Origin of the sequence: Paenibacillus sp. FSL R10-2199 (assembly GCF_038000235.1) — a bacterium.
Classification (GTDB): Bacteria; Bacillota; Bacilli; order Paenibacillales; family Paenibacillaceae; genus Paenibacillus_AQ; species Paenibacillus_AQ phytohabitans.
Genome location: NZ_JBBOBO010000002.1, coordinates 953,040 through 971,903 on the forward strand (window position 1 = coordinate 953,040; position 18,864 = coordinate 971,903).

Here is an 18,864-nt window from a genome sequence, read left to right on the forward strand (position 1 = left end):
AGGACACGGACCGCCTTCCAAATCATTAAAGATTCGGGGCGGTCCGTGTGCTTATTGACGGGAAAGCAGCCATTTATATAGTACCTGCGCATGATTGTGTATAGGGTCCTTCGCGGCATATATCAGTGTAACGTCCTGCGCCAGCGCCAATTCTGCGATCTTCGCAGCAAGTCTTCCCCGTGCCGGATCTTCCTCCAGCTCCCGGATATAGCTGTCACTGAATGCCGCAAACCGCTCTGGTATATGGCCGAACCATTGACGCAGCCCGGGGCTCGGAGCAAGCTCCTTCATCCACTCGTCTATGGCAGCCTGCTGCTTAGTAATTCCCCGCGGCCATAGCCTGTCCACCAGTATCCGGTACCCGTCCTCCGGAGCCGCCGGCTCATAAATCCGCTTCAGATATATAGAGTAAGGAAGGTCAGCTGACTTCCGGCAGGAATGCTCCAACATCTATTCTCCCTCCTGTTATCCATACTGGAACGGACCGTTGTTTAGTACACCCAATATACCATGGAGCAAATTGCCCTGCCAGTGACAGGCTGTCCATAAGATTGCAATACCGTAGCAAGCAAGGCAGGGCTGCCCATATGCAGCAGCTATTCCGCCTCAAGAATGAAACGGTTCCACTTCTGCTGCCAGGCGATGTCGTTCCAGAATGGATGATGCGGTGCACAGTTGGAGCATAACGTCATTCCCCAGAAGCCCAGCGCCATACCTTTGCGCAGCGAATACTCGGCAATGAATTTGCCGACCGGTCCTTCCTCGAAACCTGCATGCAGCGGGGTATAACCGACATAACCTTCACCTATAACGACCGGTATGCCGGAATGCGAGGCCCACTCATGGGCTTCTTCCAGGCGCATATCCGCCTTTTGCAGCATAGCCAGCTTATGGGCACCGTAACGGTCATATAAATAGAGGTCCCACCGGTCCGGATCGGCCCAATCATGCAGGTAGATGAGCTTCATCCCGACCGGATTGCCCTCCATCCGCCATTCCTGCCCTGCCGGCAGTGTCCACTTCTCAAAGGGAGGCGCATCCTCTCTTAATAAAGACCGGACAAAGGCGTTCGGAAATGACATTTGTTCATCATTTAATCCGGCTGCATCCATGAGTTCATTTAATACGCCTTTAATATAGAGATGATAATGGGCGACCTGCATATTGCGGGCCACATAAGCCTTCGGATAGGCTTCATTCAGCGTATAGCTGGCCGTTATCAGGATGTCGGGATGCTGTGCCCGGAGATAATCCACCGCTTCTTCTATGTAAGGCTGCATCGCTTCTACCAGCTTAGGCGTATCCGTCTCTCCGATTCCCTGCTCCACGCCGACAGCGGTAAGCTGTCCGAATTCCACCTCGTTATGCAGCTCGGCATAGACGATCTGACTGGCGAAGCCTTCTTCTTTAACCAACCGGATGAGCTGATCCATGGAGCTGGCGATTGCCATAAATCGTTCCTTAGGAGCGATAGCGGCCAGTTCGTCGCGCAGCGCGGGATACGCCAGGAAGCTCGGACTCTGCTGATATTCCCAGGAAGACAGCATGATGTAGACGCCATGTGCCTTGGCCTGCCTGAACAGCTCCAGCAGGTGGGCATGCCCGTCCAGCTCGGCACCGCCCCGGCAATTATACCAGCGTGTCCGCTGCCCTACTTCTCCCAGGCTGCCGAAATGCAGCGGTCCCGGCCGTTTACCTTCCGCCGTGAACAATAAGAACGGCATCGCACAGATCCGGACCGTATTGTAGCCTCTATCCACCGCTTCCTGGAAGCGTGCGGCCAAATCGTGATAAGGCTCGCCGGGCAGGGTCATCGTGTACCAGGAGAAATCCCACATGGTGATGGTCAGTTTGCGCGGTAACTTTTGAATGACTGAATTCATTATTATCACTCCTAATTTGGGGATTCGCGTCTTATTCCGTTCTAATCACAAGCTCATACACAGGAACTGCACGAATGGAAGCAATATAGGCAATCAGCTCAGCAGCGGTCTCATTCCAGCCTGCCATCGTCGTATTACTAGTCACGACAGTACCTTTGCGGATCGGTGATACATAGAGATACATTCCCTTGTCAACCAGCCGCTCTTCAAACCGCTTGAGTCCGATTTCCCAAGTCGTGTTGTTGCAGAAGTTATCATTAATGAGATCACCGTCAATGAAGGCATAGCCGATATCGCCGGTATAATCTATTTGGAGCAAGGCTTCTTTGACACCGTCCAGAGAGCCGGATGCGAATTCAAGAACCGCCCGTTCTTCCTTGACCTTCGTCCATGTAAAAGCAATATCTTTCTTCGGTGCGAGCAGTTTGTAGGTTGTGAATAAACCGTCCTTTGATGCTTCCACCAGCTCTCCGCCCGATACCGAACCTAAACCAGCTTCAAAATCAGGGAACACACTTAGCGTGACTTCCTCCCGATCCGTGGATTCCAGCTTAATCTCATCCCCCGATACGAGCAGATTCGAGTCCGTGAACAGGACACGCTGCTTGCCGCGGACTTCGGTTTTCCAGAACCCGAGGCTCTGCTTATCCGTCATAGTGTAGATGACAACTTTCTTGCCTGCAGCAGACACAAGACGCACGATGCCCGAAGTCTGCTCTTCCACTTCAATGATCGTCAGATCATCAAGCTGCCTGGTATGACCGACTTCGGTCTCAATACCCGCCACATCGTCCGATTGCAGCGCATAACTGCCCTTCATTCCTTCCGGCACAAAGAAGAAATAATACACTTCTTCTTCCACATCCAGCTTCGTAATCAGCTGCGCGGTTGCATATTTCAGCGTAATACCGGCCAGATCGAAGTTATACGGCAGAATCGCAAAGCTCTCGCTGCCCAGCGTCAGCTCACCTTGAGCGGGAATCGTTATCGTCTCACCGGGAAGCTCAATGCTGACGTTCATATCCTGCAGATCATGATTCTCCACATGATCCTGGAAATTATTCAGGAACAGGAAGCCGGAGCCTTCATGTGAACGGATGGCATAGCGTAATTCACTCACATCGTACGGATCTTGCCCGGAGGTGTCCCCCGGCAGAATCGTCTTGGTCAAAGCGAACTGATTCTGGAATTCAGTGAACAAATAATGCTGCAGCTTTGTCCGCTTGTACGATTCGCGCACTTGTCCGAATTCACCAATCATCGCATTGAAATCATAGGAAATCTTCGGTGTCGCCAGATCGTTCGTGAACGGATTCACCTTTCCCTTAGGATTGCTACCCCCGTGGTACATATAGTATCCGAGCATATTGCAGCCCTCCGCCGTCTTCATGACAGACATGGCCGGAACGCTGTTATACGGAAACTCGAACCGGTATTTATAGAACTGAACCATCCCGCCGCCCATCTCACAACAGGCATACGGATAGTCTTCCGGCTGGTAGAAGGGCTCGAAATTATAGCTCTTTAGAAGTTCGTTATTATGTTTGTCGCGGAAAATATACTCCGGCGTTGCCGGATGCTCCTTAATCCCGTCAAAGCGGTCCGTTTCATAGTAAATCCACGGCCAATAAGCGTAACCGCCCCATAGCGGCAGCATATCCGGTACTGTTGTCGTAGCGCCGCCCCAGCCAGTACATGTATAAATAGGCGTATCGATTCCCGACTCAATCGCCAGATCTCTTAGCAGCAGCATGTGCTCATTCCCGCCGCTGCCGCCGTTCAGCCACATATTGTTAATGCCGGTCGTGAGGCCCCACTGTGCCGAAGAGTGGTTATGCTCATTCTCGATCTGTGTGCCGATAATCGGCCCTCCCTCTTTGTACAACAAGCCCTGCACCTGCAAACCGATTTCCGCATACAGCCTCCTTACATAGGCCAGATACCCTTCATCATTGGAGCGGACCTCAAACGGGCGTCCGAACAGCCAATCCGGCATGCCGCCGCTTCTCATTTCCCCGTGACAGAAGGGGCCGATGCGGATCATGACATAAAGTCCATGCTGATCACACAGCTGAATGAACCGGCGCAAGTCTTTATTGCCCGCCCATTCATATATGCCTTCGATTTCTTCATGCAAATTCCAGAAAATATAAGTCGTGACGATGTTAACGCCACCCATCTTCATCTTAATAATCTCATCTTCCCAGTAGGCTTCATCATACCGGGAGAAATGGAATTCACCGCACACACCAAAAAACGGCTCCCCGTTCTTCTCCATATAATAGTTCGTAAAGCTGATCCGTTCGCCCGAAGGGTTCACGCCGCCAAGCTTAATATGACCTGAGAATATATTCTTTTTATCATCGTTTACTTTGATCGGGTAGTTCTTCATAAAGGTCTGACTCTCCTTAGTTCAATTCCCGTTCAACTACACTAAACCCGTTCGGCCGATACACGGTAAGCACTTGCTGCTGTCCGGGCGCTGGTTGCACAGGGAGGTTCAAGGTCAGGAGATCTCCCGGCTGCATATCTGGAATGACTAATCTGGTTCCTTCCTCGCCTGCTGAGGACACCGTTAAATAATAATCCCGCACGGCATAGCTGGGAATATCCTTCCGGCATGTCAGGGTTACCTCAAGCTCATCTCCGTGCCATACAGGAGCTTCTGCCAGCAAGAGCGGTGAAGAGATCTCACGCAAGGCAGCAAACGACGGCTTCACCCGGTTATAAATGTCTACAGAACCATGGATCCGCTGCTTCAGCTTCCCTTCACCCTCTTCACCCATTTGCGTACGGTAATCATTTAGGCTGAAGAAGATTAACGCCGCGAACTGGGGATACTGGCGGTAGATTTCTGTTTTTTCGATAAGCAGCCGGGTTCTTCTGGCGTCCCCGCCTTCAAACACCGGTTCACAAAGCCCATATTCAGCCACAACAATGGGCTTATCAGGATAATCGGCAATAATCTGCCGGATGACCTTATGCTCATCCAAATCGCCATGCCACGTTCCGATATATTCGTTCCACATCAGCAGATCACCCGCACCAGTGGCATCCCTGTCAGGCTGATAAAGAACACTGTTGCTTACATAATTGATCAGCCGGCTCGGGTCCAGCTGCAGAAGTTCCGCCTTCAGCTGCTCCATATAATGCAGGGTCACGGCAGACTGGCCATCCAGCTCATTTCCCATTCCCCAGGCAAAGATACAGGGATGATGCGCATGACTATCAATCATCTCCCTGGCTTGAGACAGGGCAAGCGCGAAGGTCTCCTTCCCCGGCTCTGCCGGCTGCTGCCAATGCGGAATTTCCTCCTGAACCAGCAGGCCATTGCGGTCACACCAGTCCAGCAAATCATTTCCCTGCTGCCAGTGGAATCGTGTAATGACACAATTCGCTTCCTTCAACCGCTCAAGCATCGCAATCAGATCTGCCTGCTTCTCAGCCATTCCAGTCGCCGGATTCGAACCAGGCATCCACTCCACACCCATCAGCCGGACCGGTTCGCGGTTCAGCCACAGCTCATGTCCCTTCACGACTATCTCCCGGAAGCCAAACGGGCGGACTACCCGGTCCTGGACCTGATCCCCAGTGCGTAGTACAATCTCAAGCTCATACAAGTCCGGATGGTCAAAATGCCACAAATCAACCTCCGGCAGCAGGATGTCTGTGAAGCTCCAGGATAAGGCCCCGCCTGTGATTTCTTCTGTCCCCTGCCAAATCCGCACTTCATTGCGGTAGACGGCAATGTATGCACTAAGCGCGTCGGCGGATGGTTCGCAAAGCTTAATAGCGGCGGATAGTCTGCCGCCTGTATTTCCGCCTTGGTCAGCGAAGATGACCAGCGGTTCCACCTTGAGCTGCTGAATGGACGCCAATCCTGTGACGACAAGCGTTACCGGCCGGATCAGCCCGCCGTCATCGGCCCAGTCAAAGCTGTTGCCTTGGGGCAACGCCACGTCACTGTTGCTGTTGTCCACTCGAATCACAAGCCGGTTCCCGCCTCCCGCATGAATATACGGAGTCAGATCCGCTTCAAATGGGGTATAGCCGGAATTGTAGTGGCTGCCTGCCTCTACACCATTAACCCAGATATCCGTATCGCGGTAAGCCCCTTCAAAGGAAAGCCGTATCCGGCAGTCCTTCCACTCGTCAGGGACTGTTAACATTTGTTCATACCAGCCTGCCCCGCGGTATTCCTCCAGACCCTCCTGTACATTCCAGGTATGCGGAACGGAGACCGTAACCTGGGACGGCAAGCCTGAAGCCTGCCATCCTTCCTGCTCGCCTCGGTTTACAGGACCGGGCTGGAACTTCCAGCCCTCTTCCAGTCTTGCAGTGTAACGCCCTTCATTAATCAGGATACCCACGTCCTTTCACCTGTGTATTCTAACCCGATCTGACCCTTCACTTCTGTACACATAAGCGGCGGTGAATCATCGCACCTTGATGATTAGGCTCCATGGATAGAGCCGTTTCCAGCTCCTCAGCAGCTTCTAGGGTACGTCCGAGTCCAAGCAATCCCAGTCCGCGCATATACCGGCAGTGAATCACATTGCGGCGGTCCAGGTTATCCTCAAATACCAGGAAGTCCGGCAGCGACACCGCAAAGTAGTCCATTTTGATCTCATCAAAAATATGCTTCTCCGCATAATCAATCAGTTTATTGAAGCGGCATTTGGCTTCCTTCTCATTATGCAGCTTCAGCCACGCCAGCCCCTGGTAGAAAATCATTTCCGGCGGCTGATCGTTGTAGAACATCGCGCTTGCCGGTTCATCCAGTCCCTGTGAAGCTATGGCATAACTGGCGATGGCTTCTTGTTTCTGCTGCAGAGCTTCGTAGGCCATACCGAGGTAATAGTAGATATTGTTCTCCCGGGCACCCTCCAGCTTGCCTTCACCCAGATTCAGCGGATAGACGAGAGCCTGCTTGAAGCGGGCAACCGCTTCCCCGTAAAGTCCAGCCTGCAGATGCTGTTTGCCAAGCTCCGTATGGGCGAACTTGTATTGTCCGGTTACTTTGCCTTCCCCGCCTTCCCAAGGGTGGAAATTCCGTGAGCTTAAGGCTACGAGAGCTTCATCATACCGTTCAAGATTGTTAAGCAGCGTAACATATTCGACGAAAAGATCATCACGCCGCTCCACCTGGCCGCGCTTCGTTTCAAGAATGGCGAGGCGCTCTGCTGAGGTCCAGGCCAGCTTCTTGCGGAGCTGGTCCAGTTCAAACAGTATCCGCACATCTTCCGGAGAGCAGGCGTACGCTTGCTCAAGCGAAGCCATGGCCGCCTGCGGGTTGTCCTGCTTGTTGAAATAGGCGAGTCCCAGGTTACGGTGAACAGTAGCGTAATCCCCCCGAAGCTCCCGTGAACGCTCCCAGCTTGCGATAGCCTCCTCCGGGCGTTTTTTATCATAAAAGAAGTTGCCCAGATAGTAATGCGCCTTGTCATCTTCCGGACTGGCCTCAACGGTGCTCTCCAGCAGTGCCAGCTCAAACAAAGTGTTAGGGAAGCAATAGGCTGGATCTGCGGACTGGCCGGCACGGCGCTGCTCTTCTGCCTTCTGAAGCTGCCCCGTACGTGCATACAGCTCTCCAAGAACGTAATGCAGCACCGGATACACGGAGCTTCCGGCAGGAACAGCTCTTTCGCCAATCTCAATGGCTTCTGGCAGCAGGCCGCTGTCCATATAGTCTGAGATCAGATTAAGATAGTTGTGTGCGTCCCTGCGCATAAGCAGATGCAGTTCGGACAGAACCTTTTCAGCACCAGCAGTGTCTTCCAGTGCACGCAGTGCCAGCGCCAGCTCGTTATAGGCACCGAAATCAGCGATATCCAGACCCATAGTTTCCATAGCGAATGCCTTGGCCTGCTCCAATAATCCAAGCTTGCGGAGCATAGCTGCCTTCAGATTACGGGCTTTGTAATTGCGTGAATTGCGGATCAGCGAACGTTCCGCCTGGTCAAGCGCTTCCGCATACTCTCCCTTGTGACTTGAAATTTGCGCCAGAGAGTAGTAACCTGCATCCTGCCAGGCTGCCGACCAGACTGATTTGTGAAAAGCAGTATAGGCCTCGTCCAAACGGTTCTGGCCGCGAAGTGCGGCACCCAGCTGATAGTAAGCCTCGCTGTCATAAGGGTTAGGGTTCCGCCAGGTCAACCGCTCGATCGCTTTGCGGAAATGCTGCTCACCGTCCTTGTAAAGTCCGCGGCGCAGCAGCAGGATTCCATATGCCACATTCAGCCGGATATCTCCGCTGTCCCGCTTCAAGCCCTCCAGATAGTAGGCTTCCGGCTCGAACGTAGCGTGCCGGTATTGCTCCAGATGCTGGCCTGCCAGATACAGCTCCTCTGCTGAACGCAGCTCTTCCGGCGCCGCGAGCGGCTTGGCAGCATCGGGAATACGCTCAATATCCGGACGTTTCGGCTGATAGGAGATCAGCAGTCGGCCTTCCGCATTCCGGACGGACAGCTTCAAGTCATGCTCCTGCTCACCGTTCTCCAGTGTTATAACTGTCTGATACACATCCACCGGGGACACATCCACCGTCTCACGCAGGTAGCAGTTGGCTGCCCCGCTAAGTTCTACGACTGCCTGCTTCAGCTTTGAGGTCGCATACACCTTAACCAATGCCTGACCGGATTCAGCATCAATCTCCAAGTTGACAGCTGCGTCAATTGAAGCATTTTTCACGACCCCAATTTGCTTGTAAGGCATGAAATATTGCCTGAAGGTCTTCTCCTCATAAGGCTGCAGCCAGGTAAAGTCAGGCTGGTTGTCCGTGTATACGCCAGTCATAAGCTCAATGTACGGGCCATCCTCATCGGTCAACTGACGGTCCCACGCCTGGCCGAACTCTCCATTGCCCCAGGTCCATTGCTTCTTGCCGGGCGAAACATGATGATTCGCCACATGCAGCAGCCCAGCTTCTACGCCGTGATCATAGCCGCCGACGAAATTATAATCGGATTTATAAGCCATATAAGAAGTCGGGACCGGGATATTCTTGTAGCGGGAAATATCTACACCTTCCGAATAATCCTGTTTGTAATAGGTGCCGGTCGCGATCGGGAACCGGGATACATCGCGCTTGCCATGGTCGAATACGGCAGTTACATCCGGAGGAAACACCGATTGCGTATGATTATTGACCGCCACAGCCGGATTCGCCCACCACAGGAAGGTCTGCGGCTGAGGTGTCCGGTTGTAAACTTGAGCATTAATCTCCAGGTAAGCTTTGCCCGGATATAGCTTGAAGGCGGCGGTAACCTTGGTGCCGTACATCCGGTCAATTTCACTGACCCATACTGTAGCGCTTCCATCTTCGGTTTGCTCATACCGGTATTCTACCGGACCGAAGGTATTCGGGCGGTGATGCTGCGGCCAGTTGAATTCAATCCCCCCGGAAATCCAAGGCCCGGCCAGGCCAACGAGTGCCGGCTTGATGACCCGGTTATAGTAGACGAAGTCGTAATTATTGGTCTTGTCGAGAGCCCGGTAGATTCTGCCGCCAATTTCCGGCATAATTTCAATCCGGACGTATTCATTCTCCAGGATCACCAGCTTGTAGTTTTTATCGGCCTTCACATCCGAGATGGACTCGATTACCGGGTGAGGATACACGCGGCCTGAGCTTCCCTGATAGACTCTTTTCTCCAGAAACATAGGATTGGGGTCAGCTTCTCCCGCCTCATACGTAGGAATCAACACACTTGTCTCCCACACCCGAACTTGGATTTGGCCAGATCCGGCTGGAGACGCCTCCAATGTATGCTCTACAGCTTCTTGCTTCATGCTTAAACTGCCTCCCTAGTCTTGATAGTTATACTTTAGCGTCTGCCGGGGAAGGTTCCAATTGACGAAATGCGGGAAGTGATGGATTATATTCTTATTCAAATTAATTCGAATAACCCTTTGATGGGTTAGAGTGGGGGATCTGATTACTTTAATCCTGCACATAATACAACATTTCGCTCATGATCTCGGCCATAATCCGAAATTGTTGTATCAAAGGCAACAATTCTCCTCTTTCGGGCAGCCTAACGGGGAAATTCTTGTATTTCGTACAACAATTCTCCCTAACCCCCCGGTATCTAGGCATCCAAGTTGCACAACGTACAACATTTCTATGTCAATAGTGGGTTACTTGTTGGGTTGTAGTCTATAATGCAATTTACATATAGCCTTACTTAGGAGGGACTGGAATGAATCATGACCATGACCATATTCGCAAGCCTGAAGGGTTTGTCGAGGAGAAGCTATATGTGCTTCCGGAATACTGGATGAAGGAGCTGGAGCAGGAGGAGCTGACTGCTTCCTTATTTATTACGGACATCGGTTATTTCCCTAACGCCCAGTATCATTTCAGGGAACGCCTGGAAGGCAGCCCGTCGCATATCTTTATCTTTTGCGAAGCCGGAGCGGGCTGGATCGAGCTGAATCATGGAGAACGCATGCACCTGCAGCAGGGAGACATGATGATTATTCCTCCCGAAACCGCACACAGGTATGGGGCAATGCAGGAGAACCCCTGGAGTATCTACTGGTTTCATTTCAAAGGAAGCCACGCGAATAGACTGGTGCAGCTGTTCGGTTTATCTAATGCTCCCCTCTCATTATCACCAAGCGGTAAAGCCCGTTTAATTGAATGGTTCGTCCCTGCCTTTGAGATGCTGGCCGAACGGACTTATGCCCTGACTACACATATACATGTTGCGCAGACCGTAAGGCAGCTGCTCTCCGGAATTGGCCTGAGCGCCGGGAAATCCGCACAAGAGAAGAAACGCGAAACTTATCTGGAGCAGGCGGTTCAATACATGAATGGACACATGGGCGGCTCCATTTCACTCATTGAGCTGGCTAACCATGTAGGAGTATCGAAACAGCATCTGATCTATTTGTTTAATTCCGAAACCGGAGTCTCTCCGATTGAATATTTCCTGCGGCTCAAGATCCAGCGGGCAGGTCATCTTCTGGATCTTACTGAACTGAGCATTAAAGAGGTCAGCTCGGCCGTGGGTATTCATGATCCTTATTATTTCTCCCGGCTCTTTAAGAAGATTTCGGGCTTCTCTCCTTCAAGCTACCGGAAAATACCAAAGGGCTAACATTCCTTCACAACGATTAATGTACCTTTTAAATTCCGGTTCGACCCAAAGAAATCTCATTAGGAGGGCACCATGAACATATCAGTTCAAAAATTCAGGATCGGCAGGAAAACCGGAATCACATTAAGTATTATAGCTATCCTGATCATCGCAATTGTCGTTGTAAACCAGCTAACACCGCGTCCTTTTGTGGCTATTTTTAGAGCATTAATTAGTACCCAGGAGAATGCTGTAAATGTGGGTCCGTACGCTGAACAAATCATAGATGTTGAAGTTAGTGACGTAATCAGTATTCCTGTCGAGGGTTTACCCGATGCGCAGATAACCATGTATACCTTTGGCGTTGAATCAGACAAGCCTAAGCCCCTGATTTTATTCATACATGGCGGCGGCTGGACCGTAGGTACTGCGAAACAAGTGGGTTCCTTCTCGAAACTCTTAACGTCGGAAGGATATGTTGTGGCTTCCCTGGATTATTCGCTCGCTCCTGAGTACAGATATCCGGCTCCCATACAGCAGGCCGCAGCAGCAATCCATTATCTGCAGACTCATGCTGAGGAATACAATGCAGATCCTGCAAAGCTCTTCATCGGCGGTAACTCAGCGGGTGCGCAAATATCAAGTCAGCTGGGAGCGATGATTACTAATCCCACTCTTGAACAGCAAGTCGGGGTAAATTTGGATATACCGGCTGCAAACGTGAAAGGCTTACTGTTATTGAATGGTGTATATGACTTTGATACTGTAGCACGGGATAACTTCCCCGGGTTTAGAAAATATGCCTGGAGTTACACTGGACAGAAAGATTACGAAAACTACTCCAGATTAGACGAGCTTTCAACTGTAAAAAATATCACCTCCGAATATCCGGCAACATTTATAACCGCAGGTGATGCTGATCCTCTGGAACCTCAAACCTACGAAATGGACGCCGTTCTCAGAGCTAAGAGTGTTGACGTTACAAGTGTTTATTGGACAGGCAGCGGAAATAAATTGCCTCATGATTATATCTACCAACTACAGACGGAGCCTGCGCAAATCGCCTATGAAGAGGTTGTCAAATTTCTAAACGATAAATCGCAGCCATAGAAATTGAGCGCGGCAGCTAAATCAAACAGCGGCAATCCGGGACCTTATTTCCCCGTCCCGGATTGCCGCTGTTTCTTCATATGCTCCTACTCAACATCCTTCCCGGTAAACAGCTCCACTCTCGCTTTTACCAGCTCCGTATATTCCTTCTCCATCTTCTCAGCACCGGCTTTGTTCAGCTCTGCAATGAAATCATCGTAGATTGTATCGAACTCGGCTGTGCTGGCGAGGATGGCTTCCGGTATGCGCTTGTGGACGATATCCTGTGTTTTTTGATAGATGACCTGGTAGTCCCCATCGGTTGGCACCGGCATGTTGTACAGCGCGCCCCACTCTTTGACCGGGAATTCATCCTCCGCAGGGAAGAGATCCTTCCAGGTTGTCGCTTTATAAGCGGCCAGGCTTTCCTTCTCTGCATCCGAATATTCGGCAAGGATCTGTTCGGGGAAGTTCGTGGTATAGTAATTATCCGTGGAATCCTTCACCCCGTCACCGTAGCGGACACCCAGGATGGAATATAAGCCAATCCCTGTATTCTTGGTGAAATTTGCGGCATCGTTAACCTTCTGGTCGAGAATGTCAGCAGGAATGACACGTTGTCCATTGTCCACATTGTATTGTTTGCCTTCGATGCCCCAGTTTCTCAGCACCTGGCCTTCTTCCGAGGACAGCCAGTCCAGGAATTTAATTGCGCGGACCGGATCCTTGCAGGCAGTGGTGATGCTGATGCCATAGCCGTCCACTCCTACTGACTGCATCGCATGATCCTTATACTTCTCACTCAGTGTCACCGGGAAGTGCGCATACGTATACTCATCTTTGCCAGCCGCTTTGAGGGCATTTTCCGCATCCTGATATTCCCATTCTACAGAAGTGAGACCCAGTACCCGGCCGCTGGCGATTTTGGCTTTGTATTGATCATCCTTTTGGACAAAAGAGTCCTTATCGAGCAGCCCTTCATTATACATATGGTTCAGCCAGCGGAAGTACTCCTTCTCCTCCGGTTTCTTATAATGCAGCATCGTCTCGTACGTTTCCGGATTCACATAATATTCGCCGTCATTGGTTCCGCCTGTAGTGACATCCCCCTGATTGGTGACGGTTATCATAACCTTCCAGCCGTCCGCGTTCACCGTCATCGGGATGGTCGGCTGCCCGTCCGTGGTCGGATGCTTGGCCGCATATTCCTTAAGCACATTCTCATAATCCTGCAACGTTCTGACCTCCGGATAGCCAAGCTCCTTCAATACGCGGTGCTGAATCTGAAAGCCGTTGGTTGCATCAAAATTCTGGTTATCCACACCGACATTGGTCGGGATCGAGTAAATGGCCTGGTTGTCGTTACTGTATTTCATCCGGTTCATGTTATCGCCCATTACTTTTTTGATATTAGGCGCGTATTTGTCGATCAGATCGGTCAGATCAAGGACGGCTTCCGCATCCACCAGCTTGCCCAGCTCGCCTTTGGCATAGATGAGTTCGGGATAATCCCCGCTGGCTGCCATCATGGAGATTTTGTCCTGACCGCCGCCGCTGCCGACATCGAATTCCGCATTCAGGGTAACCCCTGTCTTGGCAGTAATCTCTTTGCCGATATCATCCTGCATCTTGTTCCAGTTCGGACTGGCATCTGCACCAAAGAAGGTAAAGGTGACCGGAGCTGTATCATTTCCGCTGGTATTCCCGTTCGCAGCATCCCCGGCGTTATTGCCCGCATTGCTGCTGCAGCCTGCCGAAATGAGCAGCGTGCCTGCCAGAAGCGCCGTGCCTAGTTTTCTTGAAAGTGTTGCCTTCATCTCTCTCATCCCCTTTTGCTGAATGCGTTTACAGTCTCATTTTAGCGCCGATGTTGGCGGATAACCTTGATTTTCGAGTCGCAGACTAGCATTATATAGACAAACACGTATTTCAGAGGTGGGAGCTTTATGAGCAATGTATATTTGAACTGGTTCACGACCGATGAGCATTTCCCGTTCTTTATTCAATACGGCGGCCATGAGGAAGATATGGATCTGCATATGCATGCGGATTTCTCGGAGCTTGTGATTGTGCTGAAGGGGCATGCTTCGCATATCGTCAATGATGAGGAAGCCTTTATCAAGAAAGGCAATGTATTCGTCATTAACGGCGGTACTCCGCATGCGTATAAGGACCCGTATGATTTCAAGATCTGCAACATTATGTACAAAGCCGATATGCTCAAGCTGGCCGGACCGGACTTAAGAACGCTGAACGGCTATCAGGCGCTGTTTGTATTAGAACCCTTTTACCGCAGCATTAACACCTATAAAAGCAAAATGAACCTCCCCATCGTCAGCCTGGAATATGTGTCATCGCTTGTGGCCGGCATGATTACCGAATATGAGCAGAAGCACCACGGCTATCAGACCATGCTCGCCTCCAGATTCATGGAGCTTGTCGTTTATCTGTCCAGACATTATGACACTCAGGAGAAGGGCGTGGACAACAGCCTGATGCACCTCGCCAGTGCGATCTCCTATATCGAGGATCACTATCATGAACCGGTTACCCTTGATTCCATTGCCGCCAAATCCGATATCTCTGTCCGGCATTTGAACCGGATCTTCCAGGCGTATTATCAGACTACACCGATTGCTTATATTCAGCGCCTCCGGCTGGAACAGGCCTGCTCTCTGCTCAGGCAAACCAGACACCCCATTACCGAAATCTCCTATAGGTGCGGATTTAATGACAGCAACTACTTCACCCGACTCTTCAAAAAAACGTACGGCAGGTCCCCGAAGGCTTACCGCAATCAGCAGTAGTATTTGTGTTTTACAAAATTATTCAGTATGTTTAAAAATATGAAAGGTGGTTAAGTAATGAAGATTCTCATCGTTGGCTATTTTAACGAGACCGCAAAATCAAATATTGTAAGGTATTTTCCGCAAGACTGGAACGTGGTTATTGTACCGCCCGGAGAAGAAATGCTGCATCATATTGAAGACTGCCAGGTACTCATCCCTGAACATATTAAAGTGGATCACAGCCTGCTTGCTAACGCCAAAAAACTAAAATTGGTACAGACGGGTGCAGGATTTGATAATGTAGATATCCCTGCCTGTACACAGCTTGGTATTTGGGTGGCCAATGCTGCAGGAGTGAATGCACAGGCAGTGGCCGAGCACGTAATGGCACTGATATTGTCTTATTATAAAAACATACCGTTTCTTGATCATTTCATGAAAAACAAGCTGGATGAACATCAATTGGACTATACAGGGAGTGAATTAATCGGTAAAACGATTGGGATTATCGGTTTGGGCGCTATCGGACAAAAAGTAGCTGCGTTTTGCGGGGCTTTTGATATGAATGTGCTGGCTTATGCGAGACATGCTGCTCCTCAATCTGACGGTTTGGTGAAAATGACAGATTTCGATACTCTTCTAAGCACATCGGACATAGTCAGTGTACATGTACCCTTGACTCCGCAAACCAAACAGCTGATCAACAAAGCGGCATTGAGCAAAATGAAGAATACCAGTCTTTTCATCAATACAGCCCGGGGCGGGATTGTCAACCAAAGAGATTTGATAGATGCCTTAAAAAACGGGGATATTTCAGGCGCATGCCTGGATGTGTTTGAATCGGAACCGCTTCCCATTGACAGTGAGCTCCGGAATCTGGGTAATGTGATCCTTACTCCTCATACAGCAGGAATGCCTGATGGCCGAAAATTCCATAAAAAAAGATATGATTTCTTCATAAATAATATAAAACGTGTAGGAAATGATGAAGAGCCTGAAAGCAAGCTCAATCAGTTATAGTTTAAACTCCAGCGGGGACGGGTGACCCCGCCGCCAGGGCAGCAGTTGAAGCGGTCCATACAGCAGATATGCATGAACCGCTGCTCCATACTCTATACCGCGGGCTGATCCAGCGGCTCATAATCGAACCAGTCATACGCCGCCGGAGTAGCCAGCCCAGACCCTGACGTTGCATACATCGCAACGAATACGCCTGTGAATCCTCCGGAGATTTCTGTGCTGAGATGATGTGTCTCTCCGCTGCCAAGTTCCGTCACCCCGGACTCCGGGCTTTGAACCGAGGCTTCTATGCTGCCGGGCAGCGCCTTAATCCTCAGAATAACCGGTCCGGCCGGACATTCTTCTACATGCTCCACCCGAAGCGAACCGACCGTCCGCCGGAACACGGCGACTCTCCGGCCGTTCGCAGTGCGGAGGACCAGCTCATAATGATGCCTCTCATTCTTATACACCGTAAGCCCGGCTTCTTCTCCTTCATGCTGCGGCTCATAATCCAGCGCTGCTGCTATATTGGCCGTGAAGTGACTAAGCCGGCGGCCAACAAAAGCAGGCGCAGCCGCTTCATTCAGCGTGGCCTCGTGGCCATGCAGCACCAGATGGCCCGGCCGTTCCTCCAGCGACCAGCTTCCCTCTGCGGGATTGCGCAGAAAAGTCCAGTCCAGGCCAAGCCCGGTGCCGTCAAAGTGGTCCCGCACAGGCTTCTCCGGCCAGCGAACTTCCGGCAGCAGCGGCGAGTCCATAACCGGCTCGATGTGGCCGCCGTTCCCAATCACCGGCCAGCCTTCAGCCGTCCAGGTCACCGGAGCCAGAAAAGTTTCCCTGCCCAAATGATGCCCCATCGGATAAGAGACCGGTCTGATCCCCAGGCAAACCGCCCACCAGCTGCCGTCCTGCGCTTCAATCAGGTCCGCATGACCCGTAGCGTGTATGCTGCTGTGCATACTGCGGTTGGACAGAATCGGGTTATGCGGACAAGCTTCATAAGGCCCGTAAGGCTGGCGGCTTCTTGCGATAGTCTCCATATGCCCGTATTCCGTTCCGCCCTCGGCGATCATCAAATAGTACCAGCCGTTATTCCGGTAGACATGCGGAGCCTCGGGATGAGCGCCGCCGGTTCCCTTCCAGATCAGCATACTCTCTGTCAGCATACACCCGGTTTCGATATCAATCTCACACTGGTAGATCCCGTTCCCCTGCTCACCGTCCCGGGCGGACTGAAAGTAGACGCGTCCGTCCTCATCGAATAACAGGGAAGGATCGATGCCGCTCTGCGCAACCGGGTACGGCTGTGACCAGGGACCTTCCGGGTTCTGTGTCTTGACGAAGAAATTGCCCATTCCGCTAACGTTGGTGGTCACCATATAGAACCAGCCGTTATGATAGCGGAGCGTCGGGGCGTATATTCCGCCGGAGCTCCCTGCATTCTCCAGAGGCAGCTGTCCGGCCGTTGTAAGGCAGTGTCCAATCTGACGCCAATGAACAAGATCCCTGCTGTGAAAAATGGGTACTCCCGGATAATATTCAAATGTGCTGGTCACCAGATAATAATCGTCACCTGCCCGGCAGATGCTGGGATCGGGATGAAATCCTGGGATTACGGGGTTGGTATATTGCATTGGCCGCGCTCCTGTCCATTTTCAATTAGCTGTAACTATCCCTACCATTGTAAATGGAGCCGGCTATATCAAACCTTAATTTTCAAGTCACCCGATTAGGAGAATATAGACATTGCCCGCTTCGAGAGCCTCACCCATTTCGGCAAGGTGTTCAAGATGATCTCCGGCCTCCCGCCCCGGGATTAAGAACTTATAAGACTATTCTGCCATCAGTTAAGATCCCGTTAAGAAGGCAAAAAACTAACGTATACGGAAGAAAAACCATGGTGACACCAAGAATAAGCAGGATTATTCTCACTTTCTGCCGGGATATGTGCTATGGCTGACCTTTAAGGCCGGTTGCGCTTTTTACATGGAATAGAACTGCGTGTATGATTCCCATTAACACCTATGCTGAGTTCCTGTGAGCAACTGGAGGGAGTCTTGAAGAGTGGCAGAGATACAGACAGCGAAAACCTATTATTTGGGCATTCATCCGCATATGCTGGATCCGGTAAGTCTGGAGTATACGAGCTTTGGGGTACTGTGGTACGAAGAGGGCAAGTAACGGTATGTTGTGTCCTGTTCGATTGAACAGGTGCTGTACAATATTTACACTAGCATCAGAGACAAGCAGCAGGAACGTGACTGGCAGATGCGCAAGCGCCTGGCTTTTTGGACAGCCTTCAAGGAACCCTGGAAAAGTATGCCTTATGGCTGGTATGTCCTCCGGTCCCGTGACAAATTCCCCTTGCATCTGTCTGTTGTCCGTAAAACTAAATATAGTATCTGGCTGGAGCATGCGGCCGTTTGCGAGAATGAAGCCCAGCTTACCGGTTATCTGGCCCGGGCGAAACGAACCCATCATTTAACATCAATAGTGCCTATGGAACTTCAGGAGGGCAGTATCCATGAATAGTAACAAGCTATCGCAGATTGAACTCTTTGCATTTGATACCACTCCTTCGTTCGCCGACAGACCGGTCCGGGCCGGTTCATTATATCTGCTGCTGCGGCTCACCTGGGGAGAACAAATTCATTACGGGGCATGCGAGATCGAGATTACACGAAGTGGACAATCCTTTGATTTGACGAAATGGGGGGCTCCTCTGAGATGTATTCACCATTCAACAGTGGAGGAGATAGTGGTAACCTTGCGCCGCAAGGAGCAGGAGTGGGCAACAGGTCAGCTTGGATTGCTGCAATCCGCCTTATCCGGCATTCTTCAGGCCAGGGTTCCTGTTACCGCGGGGCACGGAAGACATGCGCATCAGGTAAACTCTCATGCCGCCTTTACTCCATACCCGGTAAACAGCCGCTTCCGTGAGTTGACGTTATCCCGCTTGATCGACGAATCGGTCGCCTACTACTCCATCCTCCGGTAATAGAAATAAGTGACCGCCCA

Annotated in this window: 13 protein-coding genes; 6 read left to right on the top strand and 7 right to left on the bottom strand. The window is 51.1% G+C overall.

Annotated elements, in window-relative coordinates; translation table 11 throughout:
- Positions 1 to 51: 51 nt before the first annotated feature.
- The 5 genes from NYE33_RS32000 to NYE33_RS32020 all read right to left on the bottom strand — a co-directional run bounded on the left by NYE33_RS32000 (position 52) and on the right by NYE33_RS32020 (position 9,674).
- The gene (locus NYE33_RS32000; RefSeq protein ID WP_341069341.1) at positions 52 to 450 is read right to left on the bottom strand and encodes a DUF488 domain-containing protein; all 399 of its coding nucleotides are present in this window, start codon (positions 448 to 450) and stop codon (positions 52 to 54) included.
- Positions 451 to 596: 146 nt separating this feature from the next.
- Positions 597 to 1,883, bottom strand: a complete 1,287-nt coding sequence (locus NYE33_RS32005) for a cellulase-like family protein (RefSeq protein ID WP_076242503.1) — start codon at positions 1,881 to 1,883, stop codon at positions 597 to 599.
- Positions 1,884 to 1,914: 31 nt separating this feature from the next.
- Positions 1,915 to 4,275, bottom strand: a complete 2,361-nt coding sequence (locus NYE33_RS32010) for a beta-galactosidase (RefSeq protein ID WP_341069343.1) — start codon at positions 4,273 to 4,275, stop codon at positions 1,915 to 1,917.
- A 16-nt stretch (positions 4,276 to 4,291) separates the two neighbouring features.
- Positions 4,292 to 6,253: a glycoside hydrolase family 2 protein gene (locus NYE33_RS32015; RefSeq protein ID WP_341069345.1), complete on the bottom strand. Its 1,962-nt coding sequence runs from the start codon at positions 6,251 to 6,253 to the stop codon at positions 4,292 to 4,294.
- A gap of 37 nt (positions 6,254 to 6,290) precedes the next feature.
- The gene (locus tag NYE33_RS32020; protein WP_341069347.1) at positions 6,291 to 9,674 is read right to left on the bottom strand and encodes a tetratricopeptide repeat protein; all 3,384 of its coding nucleotides are present in this window, start codon (positions 9,672 to 9,674) and stop codon (positions 6,291 to 6,293) included.
- A gap of 410 nt (positions 9,675 to 10,084) precedes the next feature.
- On the opposite strand from NYE33_RS32020, the gene NYE33_RS32025 reads away from it, so the two are divergent.
- A complete protein-coding gene (locus NYE33_RS32025; protein ID WP_341069350.1) occupies positions 10,085 to 10,987 on the top strand; it encodes an AraC family transcriptional regulator in 903 nt (300 codons plus the stop codon).
- 72 nt (positions 10,988 to 11,059) lie between these two features.
- Positions 11,060 to 12,076: an alpha/beta hydrolase gene (locus tag NYE33_RS32030; RefSeq protein ID WP_336102148.1), complete on the top strand. Its 1,017-nt coding sequence runs from the start codon at positions 11,060 to 11,062 to the stop codon at positions 12,074 to 12,076.
- Positions 12,077 to 12,162: 86 nt separating this feature from the next.
- Here the strand turns inward: NYE33_RS32030 and NYE33_RS32035 are convergent, their stop codons facing one another.
- Positions 12,163 to 13,872 carry an ABC transporter substrate-binding protein gene (locus tag NYE33_RS32035; protein ID WP_341069352.1) on the bottom strand — a complete coding sequence of 570 codons (1,710 nt, stop codon included), beginning with the start codon at positions 13,870 to 13,872 and terminating at the stop codon, positions 12,163 to 12,165.
- Positions 13,873 to 14,001: 129 nt separating this feature from the next.
- On the opposite strand from NYE33_RS32035, the gene NYE33_RS32040 reads away from it, so the two are divergent.
- Both NYE33_RS32040 and NYE33_RS32045 read left to right on the top strand, forming a co-directional pair.
- Positions 14,002 to 14,862: a helix-turn-helix domain-containing protein gene (locus NYE33_RS32040; protein ID WP_042134682.1), complete on the top strand. Its 861-nt coding sequence runs from the start codon at positions 14,002 to 14,004 to the stop codon at positions 14,860 to 14,862.
- A 57-nt stretch (positions 14,863 to 14,919) separates the two neighbouring features.
- On the top strand, positions 14,920 to 15,864 hold the full coding sequence (locus NYE33_RS32045; RefSeq protein ID WP_341069354.1) for an NAD(P)-dependent oxidoreductase: 945 nt from the start codon (positions 14,920 to 14,922) through the stop codon (positions 15,862 to 15,864).
- A gap of 92 nt (positions 15,865 to 15,956) precedes the next feature.
- On the opposite strand, the gene NYE33_RS32050 is transcribed toward NYE33_RS32045, so the two are convergent.
- Entirely contained in the window at positions 15,957 to 17,480 is a 1,524-nt protein-coding gene (locus tag NYE33_RS32050; RefSeq protein WP_042134679.1) for a glycoside hydrolase family 43 protein, read from the bottom strand.
- 556 nt (positions 17,481 to 18,036) lie between these two features.
- Here NYE33_RS32050 and NYE33_RS32055 point away from each other — a divergent pair.
- Entirely contained in the window at positions 18,037 to 18,378 is a 342-nt protein-coding gene (locus NYE33_RS32055) for a hypothetical protein (RefSeq protein WP_341069356.1), read from the top strand.
- On the top strand, positions 18,371 to 18,844 hold the full coding sequence (locus tag NYE33_RS32060) for a hypothetical protein (RefSeq protein WP_341069358.1): 474 nt from the start codon (positions 18,371 to 18,373) through the stop codon (positions 18,842 to 18,844). The genes NYE33_RS32055 and NYE33_RS32060 overlap by 8 nt, the downstream gene beginning before the upstream one ends.
- Positions 18,845 to 18,864 lie beyond the last annotated feature (20 nt).

Excerpts from the sequence above, each read along its gene's own strand:
- NYE33_RS32030 (WP_336102148.1), top strand. The coding sequence starts at position 11,060 with ATGAACATATCAGTTCAAAAATTCAGGATCGGCAGGAAAACCGGAATC.
- NYE33_RS32005 (WP_076242503.1), bottom strand. The coding sequence starts at position 1,883 with ATGAATTCAGTCATTCAAAAGTTACCGCGCAAACTGACCATCACCATG.
- NYE33_RS32010 (WP_341069343.1), bottom strand. The coding sequence starts at position 4,275 with ATGAAGAACTACCCGATCAAAGTAAACGATGATAAAAAGAATATATTC.
- NYE33_RS32040 (WP_042134682.1), top strand. The coding sequence starts at position 14,002 with ATGAGCAATGTATATTTGAACTGGTTCACGACCGATGAGCATTTCCCG.
- NYE33_RS32025 (WP_341069350.1), top strand. The coding sequence starts at position 10,085 with ATGAATCATGACCATGACCATATTCGCAAGCCTGAAGGGTTTGTCGAG.
- NYE33_RS32050 (WP_042134679.1), bottom strand. The coding sequence starts at position 17,480 with ATGCAATATACCAACCCCGTAATCCCAGGATTTCATCCCGATCCCAGC.
- NYE33_RS32000 (WP_341069341.1), bottom strand. The coding sequence starts at position 450 with ATGTTGGAGCATTCCTGCCGGAAGTCAGCTGACCTTCCTTACTCTATA.
- NYE33_RS32060 (WP_341069358.1), top strand. The coding sequence starts at position 18,371 with ATGAATAGTAACAAGCTATCGCAGATTGAACTCTTTGCATTTGATACC.
- NYE33_RS32020 (WP_341069347.1), bottom strand. The coding sequence starts at position 9,674 with ATGAAGCAAGAAGCTGTAGAGCATACATTGGAGGCGTCTCCAGCCGGA.
- NYE33_RS32045 (WP_341069354.1), top strand. The coding sequence starts at position 14,920 with ATGAAGATTCTCATCGTTGGCTATTTTAACGAGACCGCAAAATCAAAT.
- NYE33_RS32035 (WP_341069352.1), bottom strand. The coding sequence starts at position 13,872 with ATGAAGGCAACACTTTCAAGAAAACTAGGCACGGCGCTTCTGGCAGGC.